Source organism: Rhodococcus sp. WS1, from assembly GCF_003797745.1.
GTDB classification, from domain to species: domain Bacteria; phylum Actinomycetota; class Actinomycetes; order Mycobacteriales; family Mycobacteriaceae; genus Rhodococcus_F; species Rhodococcus_F erythropolis.
In genome coordinates, this window is sequence record NZ_RKLZ01000004.1 from 19,044 (window position 1) to 44,822 (window position 25,779).

The 25,779-nt window shown below is 60.4% G+C and carries 23 protein-coding genes; 15 read left to right on the plus strand and 8 right to left on the minus strand.

Annotated elements, in window-relative coordinates; translation table 11 throughout:
- Positions 1-2: 2 nt before the first annotated feature.
- From EEB12_RS28265 to EEB12_RS28315, 11 genes are all read left to right on the plus strand, one after another.
- Positions 3-983, plus strand: coding sequence for a tyrosine-type recombinase/integrase (locus EEB12_RS28265; protein ID WP_258537553.1), 981 nt, complete (start codon positions 3-5; stop codon positions 981-983).
- Complete coding sequence (locus tag EEB12_RS28270) at positions 980-1,312, plus strand: helix-turn-helix domain-containing protein (protein ID WP_042953673.1); 333 nt, start codon at positions 980-982, stop codon at positions 1,310-1,312. The genes EEB12_RS28265 and EEB12_RS28270 overlap by 4 nt, the downstream gene beginning before the upstream one ends.
- Complete coding sequence (locus EEB12_RS28275; protein ID WP_141488936.1) at positions 1,312-3,006, plus strand: hypothetical protein; 1,695 nt, start codon at positions 1,312-1,314, stop codon at positions 3,004-3,006. Before EEB12_RS28270 ends, EEB12_RS28275 begins: the two co-directional genes overlap by 1 nt.
- 614 nt (positions 3,007-3,620) lie before the next feature.
- The gene (locus EEB12_RS28280) at positions 3,621-3,857 is read left to right on the plus strand and encodes a hypothetical protein (RefSeq protein ID WP_141488937.1); all 237 of its coding nucleotides are present in this window, start codon (positions 3,621-3,623) and stop codon (positions 3,855-3,857) included.
- Positions 3,858-4,690: 833 nt separating this feature from the next.
- Complete coding sequence (locus tag EEB12_RS28285; protein ID WP_141488938.1) at positions 4,691-6,151, plus strand: aldehyde dehydrogenase family protein; 1,461 nt, start codon at positions 4,691-4,693, stop codon at positions 6,149-6,151.
- Entirely contained in the window at positions 6,151-7,281 is a 1,131-nt protein-coding gene (locus EEB12_RS28290) for an NAD(P)-dependent alcohol dehydrogenase (RefSeq protein WP_141488939.1), read from the plus strand. Before EEB12_RS28285 ends, EEB12_RS28290 begins: the two co-directional genes overlap by 1 nt.
- The gene (locus EEB12_RS28295; RefSeq protein ID WP_141488940.1) at positions 7,281-8,846 is read left to right on the plus strand and encodes a class I adenylate-forming enzyme family protein; all 1,566 of its coding nucleotides are present in this window, start codon (positions 7,281-7,283) and stop codon (positions 8,844-8,846) included. The genes EEB12_RS28290 and EEB12_RS28295 overlap by 1 nt, the downstream gene beginning before the upstream one ends.
- A 128-nt stretch (positions 8,847-8,974) precedes the next feature.
- The gene (locus EEB12_RS28300; protein WP_141488941.1) at positions 8,975-9,391 is read left to right on the plus strand and encodes a PEP-utilizing enzyme; all 417 of its coding nucleotides are present in this window, start codon (positions 8,975-8,977) and stop codon (positions 9,389-9,391) included.
- A 29-nt stretch (positions 9,392-9,420) separates the two neighbouring features.
- Positions 9,421-10,857: a hypothetical protein gene (locus tag EEB12_RS28305; protein WP_141488942.1), complete on the plus strand. Its 1,437-nt coding sequence runs from the start codon at positions 9,421-9,423 to the stop codon at positions 10,855-10,857.
- A gap of 83 nt (positions 10,858-10,940) precedes the next feature.
- Positions 10,941-11,561, plus strand: coding sequence for a hypothetical protein (locus EEB12_RS28310; protein ID WP_141488943.1), 621 nt, complete (start codon positions 10,941-10,943; stop codon positions 11,559-11,561).
- A gap of 5 nt (positions 11,562-11,566) precedes the next feature.
- On the plus strand, positions 11,567-14,074 hold the full coding sequence (locus EEB12_RS28315; RefSeq protein WP_141488944.1) for a pyruvate, phosphate dikinase: 2,508 nt from the start codon (positions 11,567-11,569) through the stop codon (positions 14,072-14,074).
- An 87-nt stretch (positions 14,075-14,161) separates the two neighbouring features.
- Here EEB12_RS28315 and EEB12_RS28320 read toward each other — a convergent pair whose 3' ends face one another.
- The 8 genes from EEB12_RS28320 to EEB12_RS28355 form a co-directional block, all read right to left on the minus strand.
- Complete coding sequence (locus EEB12_RS28320; protein WP_181447651.1) at positions 14,162-16,327, minus strand: helix-turn-helix domain-containing protein; 2,166 nt, start codon at positions 16,325-16,327, stop codon at positions 14,162-14,164.
- Positions 16,328-16,408: 81 nt separating this feature from the next.
- Positions 16,409-17,446: an alcohol dehydrogenase catalytic domain-containing protein gene (locus tag EEB12_RS28325; RefSeq protein WP_141488946.1), complete on the minus strand. Its 1,038-nt coding sequence runs from the start codon at positions 17,444-17,446 to the stop codon at positions 16,409-16,411.
- On the minus strand, positions 17,443-18,402 hold the full coding sequence (locus tag EEB12_RS28330; protein WP_258537554.1) for a malate dehydrogenase: 960 nt from the start codon (positions 18,400-18,402) through the stop codon (positions 17,443-17,445). Before EEB12_RS28330 ends, EEB12_RS28325 begins: the two co-directional genes overlap by 4 nt.
- Positions 18,403-18,770: 368 nt before the next feature.
- Positions 18,771-19,406 carry a hypothetical protein gene (locus EEB12_RS28335; protein WP_141488948.1) on the minus strand — a complete coding sequence of 212 codons (636 nt, stop codon included), beginning with the start codon at positions 19,404-19,406 and terminating at the stop codon, positions 18,771-18,773.
- Complete coding sequence (gene eutJ, locus EEB12_RS28340; RefSeq protein WP_220095798.1) at positions 19,403-20,209, minus strand: ethanolamine utilization protein EutJ; 807 nt, start codon at positions 20,207-20,209, stop codon at positions 19,403-19,405. Before eutJ ends, EEB12_RS28335 begins: the two co-directional genes overlap by 4 nt.
- Positions 20,209-21,585 (minus strand): aldehyde dehydrogenase family protein, encoded by a 1,377-nt coding sequence (locus EEB12_RS28345; protein ID WP_141488950.1) that lies wholly within the window; start codon positions 21,583-21,585, stop codon positions 20,209-20,211. The genes eutJ and EEB12_RS28345 overlap by 1 nt, the downstream gene beginning before the upstream one ends.
- Before the next feature lie 52 nt (positions 21,586-21,637).
- The gene (locus EEB12_RS28350; RefSeq protein WP_141488951.1) at positions 21,638-21,961 is read right to left on the minus strand and encodes a BMC domain-containing protein; all 324 of its coding nucleotides are present in this window, start codon (positions 21,959-21,961) and stop codon (positions 21,638-21,640) included.
- A gap of 61 nt (positions 21,962-22,022) precedes the next feature.
- The gene (locus EEB12_RS28355; RefSeq protein ID WP_141488952.1) at positions 22,023-22,304 is read right to left on the minus strand and encodes a EutN/CcmL family microcompartment protein; all 282 of its coding nucleotides are present in this window, start codon (positions 22,302-22,304) and stop codon (positions 22,023-22,025) included.
- A gap of 300 nt (positions 22,305-22,604) precedes the next feature.
- On the opposite strand from EEB12_RS28355, the gene EEB12_RS28360 reads away from it, so the two are divergent.
- From EEB12_RS28360 to EEB12_RS28375, 4 genes are read left to right on the plus strand one after another with little or no spacing between them, the layout of a single operon-like run.
- The gene (locus EEB12_RS28360) at positions 22,605-23,600 is read left to right on the plus strand and encodes a hypothetical protein (RefSeq protein WP_141488953.1); all 996 of its coding nucleotides are present in this window, start codon (positions 22,605-22,607) and stop codon (positions 23,598-23,600) included.
- A 1-nt stretch (position 23,601) separates the two neighbouring features.
- Positions 23,602-24,588: an HAD family hydrolase gene (locus EEB12_RS28365; protein WP_181447652.1), complete on the plus strand. Its 987-nt coding sequence runs from the start codon at positions 23,602-23,604 to the stop codon at positions 24,586-24,588.
- A complete protein-coding gene (gene surE, locus EEB12_RS28370; RefSeq protein WP_141488955.1) occupies positions 24,585-25,403 on the plus strand; it encodes a 5'/3'-nucleotidase SurE in 819 nt (272 codons plus the stop codon). Before EEB12_RS28365 ends, surE begins: the two co-directional genes overlap by 4 nt.
- Positions 25,400-25,693 (plus strand): BMC domain-containing protein, encoded by a 294-nt coding sequence (locus EEB12_RS28375; RefSeq protein WP_141488956.1) that lies wholly within the window; start codon positions 25,400-25,402, stop codon positions 25,691-25,693. Before surE ends, EEB12_RS28375 begins: the two co-directional genes overlap by 4 nt.
- Positions 25,694-25,779: the final 86 nt, after the last annotated feature.

Genomic DNA, 25,779 nt, shown 5'->3' on the forward strand with positions numbered 1-25,779 from the left:
GGATGGCCCAGCGGACAGTCCGCGCCTATCTGGGGACTGTGAACCGTTTTTCGGCCTTCACTGACGAGTATCCATGGTTGTGGACTGCTGCCCATTTCGACGAGTGGATGGCGGAGTTGGTCGGCGCTCGACAGCGTAAGAAGTCGACGCTGCGGAACTATCAAGGCGCGGTGAGAGACTTCTGCACCTATCTGACCTCGCCACAATACAAGTGGCCGGAAGAGTGCGAAAACCGGTTCGGTACTCATCCTGTACAGATCTGCCACGAGTGGAACACGGTCGGTCACCTCGTCGACTACGAGGGCGATCCGGACCGCCGCCCGTTGAATCGCACTGAATTGCAACAACTCCTGGACTACGCCGACGACAAGGTGGAGTTGGCGGTCAAGCGCGGACGGAAAGGCGCGTTGACCGCCCACCGTGACGCGACGGTGCTGAAAGTGGCGTATGGCTGGGGTCTGCGCGCTCGGGAGGTCTCCCGACTCGACACCACCGACTGCTATCGAAGCCCGTCCGCCCCGGAGTTGGGCAGCTTCGGGCAATTGCATATTCGATGGGGCAAAGCCAGTCGAGGTTCGCCACCCAAACGGCGAATGGTGGCGAGCGTAATGCCCTGGGCAGTAGAAGCTTTGCAAGACTACGTGGCCAACATCCGCCCTCGATTCACAGACCGAGCAGATGGACCGCTGTTCATGACCGAACGCGGCACCCGGCTCCAACCAAGGGAGATCGATTCGCGATTCGCCGACTATCGCGATGCCCTGGATCTACCGAGCACGTTGGTCCCGCACTGCCTTCGACACAGTTACGTGACGCACCTGATCGAAGACGGCGCGGATCCGAAGTTCGTGCAGGAACAGGTCGGTCATCGGTTTGCGTCCACCACGGCGATCTATACCGCGGTCAGTGGAGACTTCATGAACACGATGATGCGACGAACATTGGAGCGGGGACTCTCCGCAGACGAGGAGTGGATGGATTGAACAGCAAACTCGACTACCGCTGGCACCTGCGAACGCTCATGGCCACCCGCGGTATGTTCTCCACCAGCGACCTCAAGCCACTACTCGCCGACCGCGGCATTGCTCTGTCCACCAGTCAGGTCTATCGACTGGTCGTCGAACGGCCCGAACGGTTGAGCCTGAACACACTGGTTGCATTGATGGACATTCTGGACTGCCGGATGGAAGACCTGATCGAGCCGGTCACCGCCACGGCCAGACGACGTAAAGCCGCCGGCGCCAACGAAACCGGGTCTGTCGGTGACCACCGCCCCAAACGTGCCCGCATCATCGGCACAAACGAGTCCTGATGGGGAACCGGACAGTCTCTGGGTACGCCGCAGCGGTGCTGACTGATCCGCTGTCGATCATCCACGCCGCGGTGCAACGTGCCGACCCCACACTGTCGGCTTCGGTGTTGTCGGCAGCACTCGCTGAGGCGGCACCCTCGATCACCGTCAAGCGTCGGCTGGCCCAGGCACTGTTCGAGAATCCGGAGTTGCTGACAGGCCGGGAACCGCTGGGCCCACCCGCCATGGATCGACTGATCAAAGCGCTGCAGGGCCACGGATCAGCGGGCATCGAACTCCCCCTGTGCGGCGTGTGCCATCGTGGCGTCGATCTGACGAATCGGCAGGGACCGCTACGGATCTGCGGAAGTTGCTACAGCCGAGAACGCAAACGCATCGAATCCTGCACGTCCTGTGGGGAATCAACGCTTACTCGCTACCGAGACTGGGAAGGACGCCCACTCTGCGCTGCGTGTGAGCGCCGGATATCGGAAGTCGATCAACTGAATCGGCTCGTCAACCAGATCACGATCATCAACGCAGGCGTCGACACAGGCCTCCTCCGCGAGATCGTCGAACGTGAGCTTCCCAAGGCAGGCAATCAGAGACGAATCGCAGACGAACTCGCGGAGCATCCACTGCGGCTGACGACTGAAGCAGCACACGCCACAGCGGCAACCACTGGTCTACTCCGCGCACTCGTCAACGCAGACATCTGCGGGTTCGTCATGCCACCCTGCCCGTTCTGCAACCGTGCAGTCGAACTGACCACGGTGCGCGAACGGCTCCGTTCGTGCCGCCGTTGCTACGAGCAGCATCACGCCCAAGTCTGTGCAGGGTGCGGAGCCGCCCGCCCTGCCGCCAGTAGGAACGCCTCGGGCGCACCGATTTGCCGAAGCTGCCACAACCACCAGCCCGAAAACCAGGACACGTGCCTGGGGTGCGGGGAGCGCGCGCGGTTGTATCGGCTCGCGGGTCAGCAACCGCGCTGTCGCCGCTGTCAGCGATCACCCATAACCATCTGCGCGTTCTGCGGGAAGCTCAAAGAATGCTATTTCGCCGACACCGTAACGCCGCGCTGCGAGCCGTGCTCGAGCAAACTGCTCCGCCGCGAGCCCTGCTCGGTCTGCAACCAGATTCGTATCGTGCGCACCCGCACCGCCGACGGCGCACCTGTCTGCAACAACTGCGGCCTACCGAAAGCGTTGTGCCACAGCTGCCACCGGGTCATGACCGTACGCGCATGGCTACCCGACGGCCCACGATGCAAGGCGTGCTATCGCAGACACCCCGACTCCTTCAAACCCTGCCGACAGTGCGGAAAACTGGAGCATCTCCATCATTTCGGCCTGTGCAGGGGCTGTGCCTGCATCGCTCAGCTGCGGAACACGCTCGGTGATGACACGAACATCATTCCTCGACTCCAGCCCGTATACGACGCGCTCGCTCGTTCATCGCTTGAGAGCACGCTCACCTACCTCGAAGGGGGTGGCTCTCAGCTGCTGGACCAGCTCCGCGAGACCGGCCGCCCCGTCACTCACCAACTGCTCGACGAGTATCGCAATTTGCCGCATACACGTCCGCTACGGGACGCGTTGGTCTGCGCCGGTGCACTCGCACCGCGCGACGAGATCCTTCACACCCTCGAGGAACAACTTCACCGTTTCCTCGCCGACATCGACGACGAGGAAGATCGAAAGCTGCTGCGCAACTAAGCCACCTGGCGGTTGTTACACCAACTCCGGACGAAAGCACGTCGACCGCTCACCCGACCACAAGCTACCTATGCCCTGCTCAAATTGTCGATCGCGGCGGATCTTCTGAAGTACTTGCGCCGGCACGGCCGACAGCCCGAGGAAGCGGACCAGCACGACCTCGACCGCTGGCAAATGTCGAACACTCAGGCGCATCGTGCTCGTGATTTCTTCCAGTGGGCTACCGCACGCCGACACTTTCAACGCGACCTGCTCCTCGCACCTCGTCCTCGTCACCACGGCTCCGGCACCAGACCGACGACGAACGCTGGACGCACGCTCGCCGGTTACTGCACGACAACAGCATCGACCGCTGCGACCGGTTCGCAGGGCTGCTACTTTTGCTTTTCGCTCAACCATCAAGGCGCATAGTCACACTGCGCACCGATGCCATCACTCAACGCATCGACAACCGCGCCGTCAGCCTTGCGCTTGGAACCGAACCCGTCATCCTCCCCACGTTGATAGGTCAGTTGGCACTCGACCTGGTCGTCAACAGATACCGCGGACGCGCCGCACTCGCCCAAACAAGCGATCACGATTGGCTGTTCCCGGGAGTACGCGCAGGAAGCCCGATGAGCAGCCAAAACCTCAATATCCGCTTCAACCGTGTAGGTATTTCAGCCCAGCCCGCACGTACTGCAGCGTTGATGGACCTCGCCGCGCAGATGCCGGCAGCGGTACTCGCCGCACTTCTCGGCATCGAAGTAACCACCGCCCAAGGCTGGGTCACCGAAGTCGGCCAAAACGGCGCCTACGCCGCCGACATCGCCAGAAGGCATCGACCTCCGAGCGAACAAGCCAATCCCTGATCACAATGTTCGGGCCCTCGATCCCCATGCACGATAGAGCCGTTCAACCGAAACCACCGTCACCAACCAATTCACGAAAGCGTCCGTCCGCTTCCACTCAGTCGAGACAGAACTCATTGCCCTCGATGTCCTGCATCACAAGTCACGATTCCTGAGTGTTATCGGCAGTGGTCGGATACCAACGGCCTCGAATATACGAGTGGATCTTCGCAGATCATAGTCGCGAGTGTGACTGCACCGCGTTGGAAGAGGACATTGCAAGAGTTAACAGCAACTTTTGAATTTCGTCGGGGAACCGTGTTGCTCTGGTACTGAGCGCCAGAGATCGGAGCCGGGATAGGTAGCAGTCCTTGGCGATTCCGAATTGAGTCATGATATCGACTTCGTCACCACCTCCGAATTCTGCCCATCGTGCGAAGAACCTGACGAGGTAGTCGTCTTCACTTTCTTGGCGAGTCGGCGTCGGTTCGCAACGGGTATCTATCCAGTGATCGAATATTGCTGTCGGTGATCGTTTTTCGATCTGGTGGCGCGATTCGGAGGCTGTTTCGCTTTTGGTCATCAAAGAGTATCCCTACGGGCTTGGGGGACGTATGTGGTGCGAGCGGAGTGCTTGGGGTATCGGGCGATCGGTTCTTTATCGTGTTGTAGATCACTCGCTCGCACTACTCTTGTGGGGACAACATTTGGGGCGATGATGCTCCCGTGGAGGTGAAGCGCATCTCACCCTTTCGCATTAGACATGGGGAAGGCTTCGCTACGCACCGTTGCCGACACCAATTCCGCAGTAGTGGGCGCTTGACCATGCAGCGCATTATTCGAGGAGATTCCTAATGACCAACATCGCCGAGACGAAAAGTCTGGTGGACCATTCCTTCGTCATGACTATTGACGGGCAGTCCGTTACCAGCGTTTCTGTTGCGCCTGTTTACAACCCGGCCACAGGGTCGGTGGTTGCTCATGTTCCGGTCGCGACCCGTGAAGTTCTGGACAGGGCAGTTGAGTCGGCTTCCCGTGCGTTCGACGACTGGTCCAGACGACCGATTGCTGAACGGCAAGCCGCTGTTTCCGCGATCGGCGATCGACTCGAAGCCCGAGCGGAAGAGTTCATGGAGTTGTTGACCCTGGAGCAGGGTAAGCCGAGAGCGATGGCCGAGTGGGAAGTTTACGGCTCGGTGGCATGGTTCCGTGAAATCGCCAAGCAGTCACTTCCCGAGGAAGTGCTCGAGGACACCCCGGAGCGTCGTGTCATCAGCAGGCACACCCCGCTCGGAGTTGTTGGGGCAATCGTCCCCTGGAATTTCCCAATTCTCTTGGCTGTATGGAAGATTGCCCCCGCATTGGTCGCCGGAGACACGATGATTGTCAAGCCGTCGCCGTTCACGCCCTTGTGTGATTTGGCCCTTGTTGAAATGGTCCAGGATCTGCTTCCTCCCGGTGTTCTGAGTGCTGTCAGTGGTGACGACGAACTGGGGAAGTGGATCACATCGCATCCGGGTATCGCGAAGATCGCCTTCACGGGCAGCACAGAAACCGGAAAACACGTCATGCGTTCGGCGGCAGAGACACTCAAGCGGGTCACGTTGGAGCTCGGCGGCAACGACCCAGCGATCGTTCTGGGTGACGTGGATCCAATCAAGGTTGCGCCACAAGTATTTTGGGCTGCGTTTCAGAACAATGCTCAGTTCTGCAATGCCGCGAAGCGGATCTACATTCATGATTCGGTGTACGACGCATTTCGTGACGAACTGGTCGCATACGCGAAGACCGTGGTGGTGGGGGATGGGGCGGACGAGGCGACGCAACTCGGACCGATCCAGAATGCCCCTCAGCTCGAGAAGGTCAAGGAATACTTCGACGATTGCGCGAAAAACGGATACACGTTCGCACTCGGTGGAGAGATCGACGACAGTACTCAAGGGTGGTTCGTACCCGTCACCATCGTTGACAATCCCCCGGAAGACTCTCGACTGGTGGTGGAAGAGCCGTTCGGACCTATTCTCCCTCTCCTGAAGTGGAGCGACGAAGACGACGTCGTACGACGAGCCAACGACACGGTGTGGGGCCTGGGCGCGACTGTGTGGGGCAACGATCTCGCAAGCGTCGAACGCATAGGGCGACAACTCGATGCCGGCACCGTGTGGCTCAACGAAGTGCACCAATACTCACCACATCAGGTGTTCGGTGGGCACAAGCAATCGGGGATCGGAGCCGAAAATTCGCTTCACGGACTGGCTGAATACACCAACTATCAGACGATCACACTCAACAAGGTTCCGGGTTCGGTGGCGTGATGTCTGACGGGAATGAAACCGAACCGGTCAAAACGCTCGCCGCCGTGCACCGATCCGGCGAAACGACGCTCTCACTCGAGGCTCTCAGTATCGCGTCGCCGAGGGCGAACGAAGTTCTCGTCGACATCGTCGGGTCGGGTATCTGCCATACAGACCTCGGCGTGATAGCGACCGACGACGCCGGACCGATTGTTCTCGGGCACGAAGGATCTGGAGTCGTTCGGCAGATCGGAGCCGATGTCACCACGCTCAACCCGGGCGATCACGTCGTACTCTCGTTCAACCACTGCGGCACCTGCGACAACTGTGTCGCCGGCGTCCCGGGGCACTGCAGAACTTTTGTCGCCTCCAACCTCACCGGGTCGCGTGTCGACGGGTCGACCCCGTTGACGACAGAAGAGGGAGACCCGGTGAGAGGCCACTTTTTCGGTCAATCCTCATGGTCACACACCGTGGTGACCACCGAGTGGAATTGCGTCAAAGTCGACAAGGACCTGCCACTGGAGTTGCTTGGACCTCTGGGGTGCGGTATCCAGACCGGCGCGGGGGCAGTACTGAACACACTGAATCCCGAACCGGATTCATCGATCGCGATTTTTGGCGCCGGCTCGGTCGGAATGGCTGCAATTCTCGGTGCCGTGGTGGCCGAGTGCGCGACAATCATCGCTGTCGATATCGATCATGGCAGGTTGGAGGCTGCACGCGAACTCGGTGCAACACACACCATCGACTCCAGCACGACCGATCCGGTTCACGAAATCCGCCTTCTGACAGGTGGATACGGTGCGCGCTATTCGGTGGAGTGCATTGGACTTCCCGCAGTGGTCAAAGCCGCGGTCGAGTGTCTGCAGTCTCCTGGCGTCTGCGCATCTGTCGGTTTTCAGGGGGCGACAAACAATGTGACGATCGATCAGGGCCACTTACTCTTCGGCCGCACTCTGGTGGGCGTCATCGAGGGCGATGCAGTGCCGACCGAATTTATCACCCGGATGATCTCGCTGTACCAGGCCGGAAAGTTTCCCTTCGATCGGCTGATCGAAACCTTTCCGTTCGGAGAGATCAACGCCGCACTCGAGGCTGTGCACAAAGGCTCGGTCATCAAGGCTGTACTCACGATGGACGGTGTTTAGTGCTCGCCCGCCCCGCGTTCGGTCCTGCTGAAATCCTCCCGTTCACAGCATCGAGGACTCCGGACAAGACGGCTCTGGTCGTTGCGAACACTCGGCTGAATTACCGAGAACTGGACGAAATGTCTACCGCGGTCGCGGTGGGCTTGCACGAGCGCGGCATCGGTTCAGGCGACGTGTGCTCGGTGTACTCACAGAACTGCTGGGAATGGATCGTGGCCTACCACGGCATCCTGAAAGCGGGAGCTGTCGTCAACCCCGTCAACGTCATGTTGACCGGTACCGAACTCGTCTATGTGCTCGACGACTGCAAGGCAAAGGCTGTTTTCGCCGGCGGTGCGCAGATGCAGGTCGTAGATTCTGTCGCCGACCAACTGACGGGATTGAAGTCGATCTTCAGTTTCGGTGACGGCGGATCACAGTCGGTCCCGTTCGCGAATCTGCTCGCGATCGGCGCTGGACGAGAATTCGATCTGCAACCTGCGGACCCCACAGCTTTGTGCAGCATCGGATATACCTCTGGCACTACCGGACATCCGAAGGGAGCGATGCAGTCACATCAATCCATTCTGCTCAACTGTGCGCTGACCGCGGCGATGCACGGTCGGACCGCGGATGATGTGACAGTGACAGCACTTCCAGCTCCCCACGTGTACGGAAATGTTGCCATCAACTCCACGTTCCTTTCAGGCGGAACCGTCGTATTGATGGAACGCTTCGACACAGCCGGCGCGTTGAGTCTGCTCGAAAGTGAACGAGCAACGATGTTCGAAGGCGTTCCGGCGATGTACTCGATGATGGTCGCATCAGAGGCATTCGTCGCCGCCGATCTGTCGTCGCTGGAGAAATGCACCATCGGAGGCCAGACCTTCACACCCGACTTGATTCGTCGGTGGAACACCCGCGCACCGGTGCCGCTTCTTGAGCTGTGGGGAATGACTGAAATATCGGGTCTCGGCACTACCCATGCCCTGCACGCACCTCAGGTCAACGGATCCATCGGGGTCGCGCTCCCCGGCATGGATTTGCGTATTATTTCGCTCGACGATGGAACGGAAGTTCCCCCTGGCCAGCACGGTGAGCTGACGGTACGAGGACCCCTGGTGATGCTCGGCTATCACGGTCGGCCGGATGCGACGTCGGAAGTGTTGTCGTCCGACGGCTGGCTACGCACGGGTGACGTCGCGTATCGGGACCGCACCGGGCACGTCTTCATCGTGGACAGACTCAAAGACATGATCATCACCGGCGGCTACAACGTCTATCCGGCCGAGATAGAGCGAGTGGTCGGATCGCACCCGGATGTGGCGATGGTCGCTGTCGGCGGCCTCCCCGACGACGTGAAGGGCGAGATCGCCGTCGCCTACGTGGTGGCGGTCGACCAGGTCGAACTGGACCCCGATGCTGTCCTCGCATATTGCAAGGATCGCCTGGCAGCGTACAAACGCCCACGGGAGGTCATCGTGGTGCGATCCCTGCCGACAACGTCCTCCGGCAAATTGATGCGCCGCAAGCTCAGTGAGATTCACCCTCGAGCAGCCGTCCCCACCCCTGTCCGACAGAGATAAAGAAGTCCCCGACAACTATCTCCACCATGGAAGCGCAGATCACATCCGATGAGGGACTGTGATTGCGGCAACAATTGAAAGTACGGGCTGCTGAGAAGCCAGCTCGGACACCCAGAACAGGAGCACCCATGCAGGTCGTCGCGGAAGGTTTCAACGCCTTCGAGACAAAGAAGACCCCCACCGGCGAGGTCAAGTACCTCGGATCACCTCAAGATGTCATCGAGGTAGTTCAATCCGGCAAGCTCGCCGACTACATCCTCCTCGTCCGTGGGGGCACCACTACCTTCCTCACTCCCGCTCTCAGCATGGGTGCCAGCGGCGTCATCACCATGTCCGGCGCCCCCGAATCTCACCTCGGAATCCTCTCCCGCGAGTTCCAGATCCCCTGTGTGATGACCGCACACCTGACCAGCAGCGATTCACGGTACGAAGTCGGCAACACCGACGACGCTCACTTCGAAGAAATCGCACAGAGCCTGGTAGGTAAGACTGTCCAACTTCACTGCGACGACTCCGAGGTCGGCCGCATCAGCATTGTCGACTGATCCGACGACCCGAGAGGTAGACGTACACAATGACTATCGAATCCACACCGGAGCTGACCGTGACCTACAAGAAGCGTTACGAGCCGGCCGACGACGGACTCCGCTTCCAGGAGCTGACCTTCGAAGGAAACTTCGTCGGTCAGGAACCACTGCGTGACGGCATCCTCGGAGACAAGGTCCAGAAGCAGCGCGCCAAGAGCAAAGTCCTCGAAAAGGTCTCGAAAGCAGACGTCCTCGAAGAACAATTCACACTCGACGAGCTCAACGACCTGAACAACTACCTGGCCTGGAACATCTGGGACACCTTGGTGATGCGCGCAACCGAGGGCGTGTCCGGAATGATTCCACGCCAGGAATACGAGATCCTCGCGTTCATGCACGAGTTCTACCGCTGGCCAGAGATCATGACCATGATGACCGACGAGGTCGGGGCACAGGGAGTCCTCGACATCGGAGCCACCGCTCGTCGGGAGATCGGCACCAAGATCAACTCGGTGCACGACTGGTCCCTCGGTGCCGTGGGATTCGGTATGGGTCGATGTGGGTTGCTCGCGCTCGAGGCAATCGGGCCCGACGATTACGTCGAAGAGAGCAACACGATGCTCAAGTTCATGCAACGCATCGAGTTCGGTAAACGCCAGGACGGGTACATCCTCAACTCGCAGGATCGTTACCGTTGCCAGATCCACGAGGACGACTTCCTGCAGACGATCATCAGCCAGCTCGAAGTTCTGGAGCCGGAGAGCCCGAAGCAGAGCAAGTTCACACGGTTCAATGCCGCGGCAGAACTCCTGTCCTTCCTCGACCACATGGACTGCCGGCTCGGACTCGGCGACACAGGCCCGTACGAGCTGCCGAACGGCAACGTGTTGATTCTGCGCGATCTGTTCGTCAACGAGCAGATCTTCCACTGGAGCGACGTATGCGATGACGCCGGCCTCCCACACGCGTACACCATGGCCATCGAGATAGATCCGAAGGCACTGGGACTGCAGGAGATCCGCGTCAACGACATCTCGACCACGTTCACTCGCCCGAAGAACTACATCCCCGGCATAGTCGGCGGCGCGGTCTTCGCGCGTGAGAAGTGGGACACCCCGATGTCCGAGGTCCGCCACATCCCGATCGACGAACTCGATGCCGAGCTACCCAAGGTGCAAGATGCCACCTTCAAGATGTACCGCAAGGTCTCACGAATGTGCCGCCGCGACCTGATCTGGGCAGGCCAGTACGTTTACTACGTCGACATGATCCTTCCCTACCTACGAAAGTCGGGAACATACGACAAAGCCTGCAACGAGTACCAGCTCTGGGAGATCGACCAGCGCGTATCGAACTACTACTACGACATCGGCAAACGCGGATTCGCCCAAGAAGTAGTCCCACACAAGATCTTCTCGGGCAAGGGCTACCTACCGTTCGGCGAGGGAGCCGATCTACGCAAATCGAAGGGCCGCTGGCTCTGACATTCGATCGCCCCGTCACCAGGTGAAGGACACAGGCCCAACCCTGATGTCCTTCACCTGGTTTCACTCATCGAAAGACGAACATGACTCAGACATTCTTGAACAAAGACCTCTACGATGTGCTCAACGCCGTAGCACTGAAAAAGATGGCATCCGCCTCGGCTGTCGCCGATTCGACAGGCCAACAGATCGACGACGTTGCCGATTCGTTCGCCGATCTACAAGAGCGGAACCTGATCGCATTGGTCGGCGACACCGCGATGCCCACCGACGGTTCCGCACAGGTACTGATCGACTCGGCATCACAGATCTACTCCGATCTGCGCGTCGACCCCAACGTGCTGACCGTGGCCGACAAGTTCGAGGATGTGAACTCTCGCTTCCTCAAGACCATGGCATCGTGGCAACAGATCGAAGTCGGTGGCCGAAAACTTGCTAACGATCACACCGACGCAGACTACGACGCGAAGGTAATCGTCACGATCGAAAAGCTGGTGGCACGACTGGAAGGCTTGCTGCAAGCACTCGCCGAGAAGGATCCGCGATTCGCCCACTACATCAACAGATTCGACCGTTCGGTGGACAAGGTCGACGAAGGAGATATTTCCTTCGTGTCCGACCCCACCAAGGATTCCGTCCACAACGTGTGGTTCGAGTTCCACGAGGACTTGCTGCGCACGCTCGGCCGCGCGCGCAAGGAATGAGCGAGATGAGTGCAGCAATCACCACGTCCAGTTTGACCAGGTCCTTCAACGAAACCGGGCCCGTCGACCGAGAATTGTTGGGCGGTAAAGGCTATGGACTGGTCGAAATGACCCAGAGCGGCCTCAACGTGCCGCCCGGATACATCGTTTCGACCTCGGCCTGTCACAGGTACCTCTCGAGCGGCGAACTCGAGGACGACCTTCAGATCGATATTGCAGGCCGGTTGGCCGATCTCGAAACACTGACACAGAAGAGTTTCGGGGGCGGGCCACATCCACTGTTGCTGTCGGTACGCTCCGGCGCACCGATCTCGATGCCGGGGATGATGGACACCATCCTCAACTTGGGGCTCAACCGTGAGGCTGCGATCGCACTCGCAGAGTCCACAGGCGACATTCACTTCATGGCAGATGTCTTGTTCCGCTTCCACATTATGTACTCCGAGACCGTATTGGGCGCGCTGGAAACCCCCGACCACGGCGACCTCGAATCGCTACTCGGTGAACTGGACGACTCGGCGTCGGCGGGTGAGGTCTACGACACGGTGTGGTCTCACTGCCAGACTCTCCTGCAGGACGAGTTGGGCGAACAAGTGCCCAGTGAACCCATACAGCAACTCCTGGGTGCTGTAGAGGCAGTGTTCCGGTCGTGGAACACCAAGCGCGCCATCAAATATCGCGAATTGCACAAAATTCCGGACAGTATCGGTACCGCGGTCGTAGTGCAAACGATGGTCTTCGGAAACCTGGACGAGAGCTCGGGATCCGGAGTGGTGTTCACTCGCAACCCGGTCACCGGTGAGCCTGGCTTGTTCGGCGAATACCTTGCAGCCAGTCAGGGTGAGGACGTGGTCGCCGGAACCCGGACCCCGGACCCCGTATCTTCACTCAAAGATCAACTCCCGGAGGTGTTCTCGGAGCTCGCGTCGACCTGCGCGGGGCTTGAGCGCACTCGCGGAGACGTTCTCGACATCGAGTTCACCGTCGAACGGGGCGTGCTGTACATGCTCCAGGTTCGAAACGCCAAGCGTACGGCCCAGGCCGCAATCCGAATCGCAGCCAATCTGCTGCAGGAAGCGGTGATCACGCCGGAAGCGGCACTGGACGCGGTTTCGCTCGATCAGATCCGACAGGTCCAGCGTCCCGGATTCGATCCCGTTGCCTACGAGCAAGCCCGACAGAACGGACGCGTACTCGGCAAAGGCGTCGGCGCTGCGCCCGGACACGTGGTCGGCGAACTCTACTTCACATCCGAAGCGGCCCAAGAAGCCGCCAAGAACGGGCGCACGGCCATTCTCGCCCGTCCGGTCACCAGCCCCACCGATCTACACGGCATGATCGCGTCCGCCGGAATTCTCACCGCAACAGGTGGGTCGACGAGCCACGCGGCGGTGGTCGCGCGCGCACTGGGAACAACGTGCGTTGTCGGTGCAGGCTCGCTCGATATCGACCCCGCAGCGGGGACGCTGACTGCAGCGGGGGTGACACTGAACGCCGGTGACGTCGTTTCGCTCGACGGTACCAGTGGTGAAATACTCTCCGGTGCAGTGGAACTCAGTGAACCAGCAGCGGAGGACCATTATTTGGCTGAGTTGTTGACCATCGCGCGCTCGCGCTCGACGGTGGAGTTGTTCGCCAGGGTGACGACAGTGGATCAGGTGACGCGTACCGCTGCTGCGGGCGCAATTGGCTTCGTTGCGGGGATCGACTCCGTTCTTGCTGCGTCCGGTCGCCTCGATTCGATCTTGAATACGATCTATCAGCACGATGCTCGAAGTGCGGCCTCTCTGCTCGAACGGGCGGTCGCCGAGGAATTCTCGAGGATCTTCGCTGCTTCTGGAGAGGTCGAATTTGGAGTCCGTGCAATCGATTTCGATGCTGACGAATCAAGTGAGCTGCTGCGATCGTACGAGTTGTTTATCGCTCACCCCGAACTGGCACTTCCGCTCGGCTCTGTCGAGTTGCTCGAAGCCCAGATCCGCGGCATCGCGAAGGCGCTCGAGAAGGTCGATCATGCACCGACTGTGCATTTCACCGTCCGCAAGATCAATGAGGTCGCGGAGGTGGAGGCGCTGGAATCCGCCCGCGCTGCCGCCTACGCTCCTGTCGAGATGGGCGCCTACATCGCGACGATGCTCGGAGCCACACAGGTTCCCGCGCTCGCTCGCTCCACCCATGCACTCTGGATCGAATTGAGAGAACTGCAGGCCACCGTGCTGGGGATCCCGACCCGCCATCTGCATACTGCTGAGCCGCTGGATTCGTACGTGCGACGAGGACTCTTGGATGTGGACCCTCGCAGCGATCTCGATCCGCGGGTCGAACTCTCGCTCGACGCCGCAGCGGCCAGTGCAGACGACGGTGCTCGAATCGGAATTCGGCTGACTGGCCCATTCACTGCAGAGTTGGTGAACAAGATAATCAGATCCGGGTTCACGCGTCTCGCTGTCGATGCAGACGAAGTGCGCACCGCGACGCTTGCCCTCGGGCGCGCGTCCAATGTGCGAGCGTGATTGTGTGTAAGTGACGATTGTCGGCCAAGATCGAAGATCCTGGCCGACAATCGCCGTTTTGCGATCTTGCCCTGTCTGGACTGCGGGTCAGTCGCTGAGGCGTCCGAGGGTGGGCAGGCGAACAGCATCTGCAACATCGAGTAGCCGTAACGCCAGATCAGCGCGCATACGGTCAGCGTGCAGGGACAGGTCGAGATCGGTCAGCTTACGGATCAGCTCCAGCCGGTACGAGAGCGTTTTCGGGTGTACATAGAGTCTCTCGGCAGCAGCTTTCTGCGAGCAATTCGCGTCGAAGAAGGCCCGCAGCGTCTGGAGAAGAGCTCCCTCGTGTTTTTGGTCGTACTCGGTCAGTGGCTGGGTGATCTCGTCGATGAAAGCTGCGAGATCAGGACTGTCGCCACTGCCGAGCAAGAGGCGCACGATGCCGAGTTCGTCGTACAACGACACGGCGCCAAGACGCCGCGCGGCCGCGTGCGCGGTTCGTGCTTCGTCGAAGGCAGTGGGGTAACCGCTCGGATCATCATGGACGGAGCTCATTCCCCATGACACCGAGAAATCTGCATGTACGCCCGTGACGAGCGCGCGGTACTTGTCCAGTTGGAGGCGGGCGCGTTCGCGATCCTTGATCGGCGCAAGGACTACGATCCAGTTGCCGCGGATCGCGGACAAGGTGGGCGATGCCGGGGACGAGCACGCCCGGATCTTGTCCAAAATGCTACGCCGCGCTTGGTCCAGCGACGACGTACTCCAGCCCTCGCGGTCTGCGAGAGCCTCGGCATTGTCGATGACCCCATAGGCCACACGGTGTGCGCCTTTGAGCCTTACCCCCATCTGGTGCGTGCGGGTACGTGCAGCGGATCGCTGCTCGGGGGTTCCATCGAGCAGGTCCCACAACAGTTGATCGAGCGCCTCGGCTCGCGCGGCACTTGCAGCTCGGGCCTGCAACTGCGCCAGCGAACACACCATCGCCCCCTGACTGCACGCGATGCTCATGAGATCGGCAGAGGTGTTGTCCCCGTGTAGGAACACGGCACCATACTGGGCGTCTCCTGCAACAATCGGATGCGCCCAGATCGAGGTTCCGTGTTCGATATCCACCCGATGCGCGCGTTGCGGCAGATTTCCGCTTTCGCCGGTAGCCGCTGCAATTATCGCTACGGCATCGAGGGCCCGCGGGTAATGAGCGTCGATATCGCCCGAGGCTGAGGCGATCACGACGTCGCACCCGAGTTCGGTGCCCAAAGTACGAGCGACGGAACCTTCGATCGCGTTGTTGCTCAGCACGATATCGAGCAGGCTCTGTTGCAGTTCCGAGCTTCTGCTCAGGAGCGCAAATTGTCGTTCGAGCGACATCTTGGCGGCATCGAGTTCGCTGACCATCGCCCGCTGAGAATCGTAGAGTCGACCGTTCTCGATGGCAATTGTCGCGAGGTCGGCGAGCGAGATGAGCCGGCGAACATCTCGATCTGTGAACGAGGAATATCGACGTCTCCATACCTCGAGGACACCGATGAGTTCTCCATGCACGGTGAGAGGAACTGCAAGAGCTGACCGTGTGGCTTCTTGAACAGCTAAGGACATGAAGTCGGTGCTGATAGTCGAATCCTGAAGGTAACTATCAACTTTGGCGACCTGACCGGTTTCGAACACCAACCCTGCTACACCCTGCCCTCGCCCCATTGTCAGGCGTGCGGTGTCGATGACTCGGTGGCCGGTGCAGCTTCGCATGTGGAGAAGATCGCCGTCCCGCAGAAAGACACCACAGATATCGGATTCGGACATACGTAGTGTGTGGTTGGTGATAGCCAACAAGACCTGATCGAGATCTCGCGCACTCAGAATCTGCTGGGCGACGGTTCGCATCACATCGGCCTCGTCGTCGAGTGAGGCGATCTCGTCCGCCGCTACTCCTTCTCTGGCGATCAATTCCACCCACACACACGCTTGCCGAAGAAGATCCAAAGAGATCTCCGGAGGGGGTGGCTGAGTGCACACCACTGCAGTGCGCCCGACAGCGACCCCGCGGGGTAGCAGCATGCCGGCATTGACTTCCAGGGCAGTCAATGCTCGTTGATCCAGCTCGGCGACGTCACCATCGGCAACGGTCCATTCGAGGTCATCTCGGCGGAACACGTGAAGGGGGCAGCCAGATCCTGCCGCGATGACCAGCGACCGTGTCGCATCGTGTAAGCCGTCAGGAATTCGGCTGAGTAATGCGCGCAGTCGCTCGGCGGAATCACGTGCTGGTGTCATCACTATCGCCCTTCCGGTCATCCCCCCGTTTCATCGAGTGACAATCGGTGAACAGTGATTGCGCTCTGTGAACCAAGATTGTCACGGAATGTCGATTACGGCCTTCATCACTCGCCGTTCGGCCATTGCGGCGTACGCACCGGGGGCGCCGGCGAGGTCGGTCCGGTAGTCGATGACTACTGTTGGGTCTATTGCTCCCGACCGTACCAAGCCGTCGATCCGGTCGCGGTCCCGCATCGCATTGCCGATTGCAAAACTGATCGTGAGCTCGTCAGCGAAAGCCCTCGAGACCGGGAAGGGATAGGTCGGCTGCGGATGTACACCCACCGACACAAGGGTCCCGCAGCGGCGAACCAGAGACAATCCGGTATCGAGTCCTCGCGGGCCACCGACGGCCTCGATGACCGCATCGGCGCCGCGGCCATCGGTCAGCGCATCGAGCACCGAGCGCGCGGACTCCGGTGTTGCCGTTACAGCTCCATGTTCCTGCGCAAACGTACGACGCGCCTCGACTGGTTCGATCAGGACGACCGGACCAGCCGAGCAGGCCTGCGCGCACAAGCTTGCGAACTGTCCGACCGGTCCGCCGCCGATCACTGCAACGGTGTCGCCTGGTGAGATCCGACTCTGTTGAACGGCCGCGTATCCGGTGGCGAGAATGTCCCCGGTGAACAACGCCGCATCCCACCCGACACCCGAACTGATGGGTGCGAGTACGCTGTCGGCGAACGGCACTCGCACCATCTCGGCCTGCGCTCCAGCCAACGCAGAACCGAAGGCCTCTCCTGTGCCGAAGAATTGCCGCTCGGCGCACTCCCATTGATGGCCACCGCGGCACCACCAACACTGCCCGCAAGCAGTGAAATCTGCGCCGCTCACACGAGCACCCGGCACAAACCGTCTGACCGCGGACCCGGCGGCGACCACCTCACCGCAGAACTCGTGTCCGAGTATCGATCCGGCGGAAATACCGTCCGGATGAGCAATCGTGTGGAGATCCGTCCCACACACGGCGGCACGTCGAACCCGGACAAGTGCATCGGTCGGTGCTTCGAGAACCGGATCCGGCACTTCGGCGACTCGAACATCGTTGACGCCTGCGAACACGACAGCTCTCATGCGCGTACCACCGTCCGATCGAGATCGGCTACGCGCGCGGTGATTTTCTCTGCCGCGATCTTCAGCTGGGCACGTTCGGTCTCGGTGAGGGGGAGGTCGACGATGCGCCGTAGTCCCTTGCGGCCGAGCTGAACCGGGAGCCCCACGAACGTCCCCGTTATCCCATATTGGCCGTCCGCGCGCACTGTGGCAGCGATGGTCTCCGACGAGTCCGTCGCCATTGCGAGAATCATCTTCGCTGCCGAGGCACCCGGTGCGAAGAAGGCACTGCCGGTACCGAGTAGTCCGACAACTTCGGCGCCGGAGTTTCGTGCGCGGTCGACGAGACCGTCGACAATCGAGGCTTGGAGGCGCCGCGTGATCGGTTCTGCTCCAATTCTTGCCAGGGAGAGCGGAATGACCATTTCATCGCCGTGACTGCCGAGAGCGAGAGCGGATACTTCTGTCGGAGACACTCCCGCCGACAAAGCTGCAAGCGCTTCGAATCGTGCACTGTCCAGAACGCCGGCCATGCCCAGGACACGTTCGGGTGGGAAGCCGGATTCGGCCCAAACATGATGTGTCATCTCGTCCAACGGGTTCGTCACGACTACGACGACGCAGTCAGGCGACGTGCGAGCAACGTCTTTCGCGAGGGTGCCGACGATTTCCGCATTGACGGTGACTAGATCGCCGCGCGTCATCCCGGGCTGGCGGGCCCGCCCAGCGGTTATCACGACGTACTCGGCGCGGCCTGCGGCTGCAATCGAACCCACACCCGTGATCTTCGTGCGAACACCGAGTAAGGAGGTGACGTGCGTGAGGTCCAACGCGACCCCTGCTGCCAACCCTTCGTTGATATCGACCAGGACGACTTCGTCGATAGCATCGGCTTCGGCCAGTTTGAGTGCGGTGATCATCCCGACGTGGCCGGCTCCGACAACGACTACTTTCTCGACGCGAGCGGAACCTCGCACGGGATGTGGCGATGAACTCCCAGAGTCTGTCCCCGACGAGAGAGCTGCGGGTGCAACAGCCGGATTCAACGGACCGCCGCGCCGATAGAAAGCAGGTGAGGGCGGGTTGAGATATGCTGGCGGTTTCTGTTCCAAAAACGAAGTGGGCCGAAACTGCTTCACGGCCTCCGAAGGAGACGTGGCATCGCGACTGGACGTCGATACATTCGAATCTGTCTGAGAGGTACCAGGGTTCGTTGCTACCTCGATGACGACTCCTCGCTCGCGAGCAAGTTCGCGGGCAAGGGGTGTCACGATGTCGCGCCGGGAGACAACGAGTCTGTTCGTGTTCGACGCCGCTGATTCGACGTCGTTTACGCCGAAGACGGTCATCGACGTGCCTCCTCCCGGCCGTCGAGGGCCTCCAGGGCTGCTACCGCGGCATCGCGGGCAACAGCAACTTCGCTTTCGTTGCCGGCCAAAAACATTCGGCCGAAGCGACCGACAGCACGAATCTCGATGACATCGATGTCGGCAGCTTTTTCTGCTTCGTTGGCCGCCAGAGTGACGTATGCAGCGGGTGCAACTTCCATGATGAAAAGGCTCGAACCAGGCATCAACAGTGTGCCTTTGCGCCACTTGTTGATCAGCTGCGCTTGATACCCGTGCACATTGGTGATGAACTGCGTCGAGGCGATGACCGGTTTGATGCGGTCACTTTCTTTCATCCCGAGCGATCCGAGCATCGCCTCGCCGGCAGCGAGAACCTCGGCTTGATGCTCCGAGTGAATTTCGAGGAGGCCGAACTCGCGCTCGATAATCTGCAGTGCCGGACGCACTCCGGCCGCCTTCAGTGCGATGTCGGCGGCCTTGAACACTTCGTTGCCCGGCGCCATTTCGACGAACAACTCGGCCATCCCGGCAAGGGGCGGATCTCCGGGACTGGTGGCCGCGATGTGAGCCGCGCACTGCGGCTGCATTCGGTCGATGAACGCGTAGGTCCGTAGTGTTGCTGTGCCTGTCATGACGCATACCTCGCGATTCCGAGTGGGGTGATGAGCAGAGCGTGCGGGTAGGAACGCACTTCTCTGCCCAGAAATTTGCTGATGACGGTGTCCGCACCAGGCAACATGAGCGCGCCTCCGGCTAGATGCACGTCGAGTTCATCTGCGCCAGTAGTCAAATCGCGGATGGAGGAGGCGATTCTCTCGATTCCAGGGCGCAAGATGGCCAAGTAATCGTGGTGTCCTGCCCTTTTTCGTTTCTCCGCCTCAGCGAGATCGATACCCAATGCGCCGGCAAGAACGAGATCGAGATGATGGCCGCCACCGGCGCGGTCGTCCAACGCGACGAGTTCACCGTCACGTAGGACTCCCACGCCGGTAGAACCTCCACCCACGTCCACCACGACACCGTCTTTGATGCCGAGCGTGTTGTTGGCGGCAGTGACCTCGTCGACAAGGGCGACGTCTTCGAACCCGGCGCCTTCGAGCACGAATCGGCAGGCACGACTGTCCGCTTCACCGATACAGGGTGGAAAGGCAGTTGCTCCAGTGAGCAGTTCGCGGCCTAGCTCGTCTTCTGCGCGAGCCTTCAGTTGCCGAACTGCGTTCACTGCTGCAGCGAAGTCGACAACCACTCCGTCGCGCACGGCGGCGGTACGGTCGAAGTCGATCCACACAGGTTGGTCATCGTCATCGATGACGGTGATGACGCAGGTAGCGGTCCCCAAGTCCACTCCCGTCCGCAGACGCCCCACCGGCTGGCGGCTCGACCGAATGCAGCTGTGAGCGTCTTCGAGGACGGCAGCGACATCGATGGTCTCCATCAGGAGAACACCCCTCGCCATGGCCTCGCTTCGTGTGCAACACGCTTGATGTTGACCAGGTGCAGCGGCGTGACGTTGTCGGAGCAGATCGAACCGCTCCACGTTCCGGTACCGATCTGGAAGGACGGATCGATATTGGTCGAATAGCCCATTCCGCCGAAGAGTGCCGGGGTGTTCACGACGATCCGGCCGGCAGGTAACTGACCGAATTTCGCGATAACGTCAGGGTTGGTGGCATGCACGGCAACGGTGTGCCCTTCGCCGCCGAGCGCGAGGATTTCTCGGCACCGACGCCAGCCCGACTGGAAATCGGGTTCGCGGTAGATCGACAAAACCGGGCCGAGAATTTCCCGTGACAGAAGTGCGTGGTCTCCGACTTCGGTCATTGCCGCTGCGAGAACCTTGGTTGAGCCAGGCACGGCAAAGCCGGACATCTCTGCCAGTCGGATTGCCGACTGGCCCACTGCGTTCGGCCGCAGTCCACCGCGCTCGTCGAAGAGTGTGGCAACCAAGGCTTTCTGCTGATCGGCCGTCAGCCATGCTGCTCCTGCAGAGGTCAACTCTGCGACGAAGACATCGGCGATCTTCTCGTCCAACACGACAGACTGCTCGGCAACGCACGCCGTACCGTTGTCGAACGCCTTCGAGGTGACGATCATCGTCGCTGCTTCCGTCAAATCAGCGGTTGTTCGGTCGACGTAGGCGGGCACGTTCCCGGCACCGACAGCGATCGTCGGCTTGCCACTCGAGTATGCAGCAGCGACCATGGCGGGCCCTCCGGTCGCCAACACCAACTGGACGTCGGTGTGACGCATGAGCTCGCGGGTCGATTCGAGTGTCGGCTGCGTCAGACATGCGATCAGATGTTCGGGTGCGCCGGCCGTGACCGCAGCGTCGGCCATGATTTCTGCGGCCTTCGCCGAACATTTCACAGCTCGCGGGTGAGGTGCGTGAACAATCGCGTTACCCGCCTTGACCGCAGCGAGGCTTTTGAAAAGTACTGTGGCGGTCGGATTGGTAACCGGAATGATCGCGGCGATGACTCCCATGGGGGATCCGATCGCGGTGACCTTGTTCTGCTGATCGGCCCACAGGACACCTACGGCTCGCCGTTCGAGCATCCAGTCGGCGACGTAACCGGTGTTGAATCGGTTCTTGATGATCTTGTTCTCGTAGACGCCGTATCCGGTCTCGTCGACGGCCATCCGAGCCAATTCTTCGGACGCTTCGTACCCAGCTTTAGCCATGGCGCGCACGATGTTGTCGAGCCAGTCCTGGTCGGCGCCGTCGATTGCTTCGAAAGCACGTCGTGTTGCCGTGACCTGGGCGCGTACATCTGCGATTGCTTCCAGGTCGGCATTCAAAGCGGTTGTCACTGGGAACTCCTTCCTGAAGGTTCAGCGCGGGCGATGAGGCTGAACACTGCAGTTACGCTCCCTTTGGACGAGTGAGGGTGGCGAGGATCGACTCGGTCTCGTCATGGGGACGCGGGATGACGTGGACAGAAACGACCTCGCCGGCCTTGCCTGCAGCGACTGCCCCAGCGTCGGTGGCGGCTTTGACTGCTCCGACGTCGCCGCGAACCATCACGGTGACGAGACCGCCGCCGATCTCGCGGTGACCCAGGATCTGGACATTGGCCGCTTTGACCATGGCGTCAGCGGCTTCGATCGCTCCGACGAGTCCTTTCGTTTCGATGAGTCCGAGTGCGCCAGCGCCGCGAGCGGGCAAGGTGTTCGGTGTTGTTGCCATGGTGTCCTCCGTGTTGTCTTCGTTCAGGTGGGGGTTCGAGCGGATGGTCGTCGGTCGGTCGCTACTTGGAGTAGCTCACCGAGCCGTGCGTGATGATCGTGTCGGCGATGGCGACTATGGCGGCATCGGTGGGAACGGTCTCGGCTCCCGCAGCGATTCGTGCGCCGCTTCCGGTGGCCACCAGCACTATCTCGTCTTGACCTGCGCCGATCAGATCTACGGCGGCGTACTGTCCCGTTGCACTGTTGTCTGTGAAATCTTCGACAAGCAGGATCGTCATACCGGAGAGCTGGGGTGCTTTCGCGGTGGCGACGACTTGTCCGACGACTCGTGCAAGCTTCATGTCCGGTACAGCCTTCCTTGAGGTCGATCAGACGATGCGCGAATCCGCGCCGCCGTGCGGGAGCTTCGTCGCGTCACAGTTGTTGTGGGAGACAGGATCCCTGCTCAGGACGCTACGGCGACTCCGCCCACACGCGCGTTATCTTCAAGAGATAGAACTGCCTGACGGGATTGTCTCCCTGCGATGTGGTGCACGACTCTTGTTGCCCGGCACGCTGGTTACTATCACCCGGACCGGCCGGTTGAGAGAACTACGACTATTGCCGTTTGAACAGCGCGCAGTAGCAGGAGGATCGACGAGATGATCAAGGATGTCGATGCGGACTTCCACACGCCCACCAGCGACGACCCGACGTGGGCGGAAACCAATTTCTTCGGTTTCTACGTACCCGAGGCAGCGCTCAATGTAGGCGTGTACGCACTCTTCCGCCCGAATGCGGGTGTGGTGATCTCCACGGTCGCGATGAACTCCAAGTTCGTCGAGGCACCCTGGCAGGCAGAGTACTGGGACGCGCAACACCACCTTGCCATTCCGGAGCCTCGCAATCTGCGGGACTACACCCTTGCGAACGGCCTGCACGTGAGTTCGCCTGAGCCGAACCGGGTTTGGGACGTCGAATTCGACAACGGCGACGGCGTATCGCTGGCATTCCGATACACGGCGCTGTCCGAAGCCTTCGACATTCACGATCCGAAGCAAGATCCCATCGTCGCCGCGCAAGCCGATGATGGCGTCTTCGCGTGGGGCGAAGCCTATGCAGGCCATTTCGACCAGACCGGACATTTCGAGGGTGAGGTCAACCTTCGCGGTCAGAAGTTCCCGGTCGATTGCATCTCCACAATGGATCACAGTTGGGGCCTGAGGTCGGAACATCAGGGGCACACCATGAGTTGGCTGCACGCACATTTCTCGAAAGATCTTGCGTTCCACGGGATTTTCGACTTCGACCCGAGTGGCGGACCCGATGCACCTACCGAGCTCACCCTCCAGCACGGGTACATCGTCGACCATGGTCGACTACGCGGGCTGGCGGCAGGACGGGGACGTACAGTTCGTCAAGGATTTTTCGCCAAGGCCGTCGAACTCGAACTCGTGGACGGCGATGGACGCGCATACTCGCTGACAGGACTGGGAAGGACGTCTTTCCCTTGGCAGGCCGGCCCCGGGACCGTCGGCTACAACGTGCTCGCCGAGTGGCGTCATGACGGACTGGAAGGCTGGGGCGAGATCCAAGATTTCATCGGGCCGCAGACCTTGTGCAAGATCTACGCCGACCCCCACGCTCGCGGGGTGTGAGGTGTGCGCCCCACAGCCACCGGGAGCGGTGATCTTCGACCTCGACGGAACGCTAGTACAGACGCGTGAAGCATCGTGGCGGGTCTTCGAGAAGATCGCCGCAAAGCACCACATCCCGATCTCCACACCCGATCAGTTCTATGAACTGTTCGCGCACAACTTCTTTGCATCGCTGCGATCGGTGTGCGCGGATGAAGTGAAGGCAAGCGTCGTAGAGGACGACTTCATGGCGGCGCTCAAAGTCGACTACGCGCCGATGATGATCCCAGGCATGATCGATGTAGTCCGTTCTCTGGTACCGCATTCGACCCTTGCCGTGTTGTCGTCCAACGCCACCGAGGTCATCCGCCGGATACTTCAGCAGAACGGCCTTGCCTACTGCTTCGGACATGTTTTCGGCGGAGACGTCGAACCAGACAAAGCGCGTGGCATCGAGCGATTCCAGAGTGACGCCGCGCGCGGATCAGGACGGCTGTGCTCGGCGTACTTCGACGAGAGCAGCAGCGTCAGAGAAATCGCTGAACCAGGATCGACTGTGATCATTACCGATACGGTCGGCGACGTCGAGGCAGCACGCAAGACTGGAATTCGGGCGGTCGGCGTTGCCTGGGGAATGCACAGCGAAGAGCAGTTGGTCGCAGCCGGCGCCGAGTTTGTGGCGATCTGGCCGCAGGAGATCATCGCGCATCTCTTTCAAGGATCGACCCACACTGAGATCGACGATTCACAATGTGCCTGCACCATTTCGACAGCACGAAATCCAACGTCGACGGTGCCGCCTCGTATTGCCCGGAGAATATCTGGCGCCGCAGCGCTCAAAAATATTGTGTCTGTTAGTTCTTCGGCCTCGCTATCGAGTGATCCACGTGGCACTATTTCCCGCCCCAACTCCCCTCGCGTCGTGAGTCCGGAGCGGGTGTCAGTGACGACGGACTTCGAAACCCCGAGTGCAGAACTGCTCGCCGCTGTACAGCAGGCCGTGCTGTGAAGAAGCTGAATGTAGTCGTCACCAACGACGACGGTATCGACTCACCCGGACTACACACTCTCGCCGCCGCTGTTTCTGCAGCGGGTCACACTGTCCGCGTGATCGCACCGACAGTACAGGCCAGCGGCGCGGGTGCGGGAATCGCAGCACTGACCGTTTCAGTCCACGAGATGGTCGAACGCCGTGATCTCGGGCTCGGAACAGACGACCTTGCAGTAGCAGCCGAGCCGGCCATGATCGTATTGTGGTCGGTACTCGGATGCTTCGGCCCGCCCCCGGATCTGGTGATGTCCGGAATCAACCTCGGATCCAACTTCGGTACTGCCGTCGTGCACTCGGGAACATTCGGCGCAGCCTTAACCGCAGTCATGCACGCGATCCCCGCGATTGCTGTTTCGCTGTGCCTCGAAGACGAAGACAATGGCAACGTGGACGACATACTGCACTGGGACTCCGCAGCGAAGTCAGCCGTTGGCATGATCGATCACGCGGGGGATGCACTGAAGTCGGGGTTCGCAATAAACCTCAATGTTCCGAATGCTCCGATCGATCGGCTGCTGTCGCCAGCATTGTCGTCGGGAACATCGACCGGTCTGGTTCCGTCGATTGTGCCGTTTGTACATCGATTGAAGGTGGCGGAATCGGGGTTGGTCGCTAGTACGTCAGAAATTCGAGCGAAACAGCCTCTGCAGGGAAGCGACCGCGACATCGTCAGCAGTGGCAGGCCGAGTGTTTCCCTGATCGGCCTTACATATGGGGATACCGATTCCCTCCTTGGTATTGCACAGTCGGATTTCAGAGAGGATTTGAAATGAGCAGTGGAGCAGTCGGTTTGATCGAAACCGAAGGTCTTGTTGCAGCAATAGAGGCCGCCGATGCGATGGTGAAGGCCGCCAATGTCACCTTGGTCGGTTGCCGGACACTACGAAATGGTCTCGTCACGGTAATGGTCCGTGGTGACGTCGGCGCCGTCGCTGCCTCCGTGGACGCGGGGAAGGTAGCGGCACTGCGCGCGGGATCAGTTGCGGCCTCTCAGGTCATCCCGCGACCGCATTCAGAGACCGAACATGTTTTGGCGGAATCTATTTCGGTTCCTATTGTCTAGTGGCGACTAGAGGAGGGCGCATCGAATATCTCCTACGCTCGGGGTCCAGGCCGATCCCACACCGACGCATCCAAATTGCGGGCCAC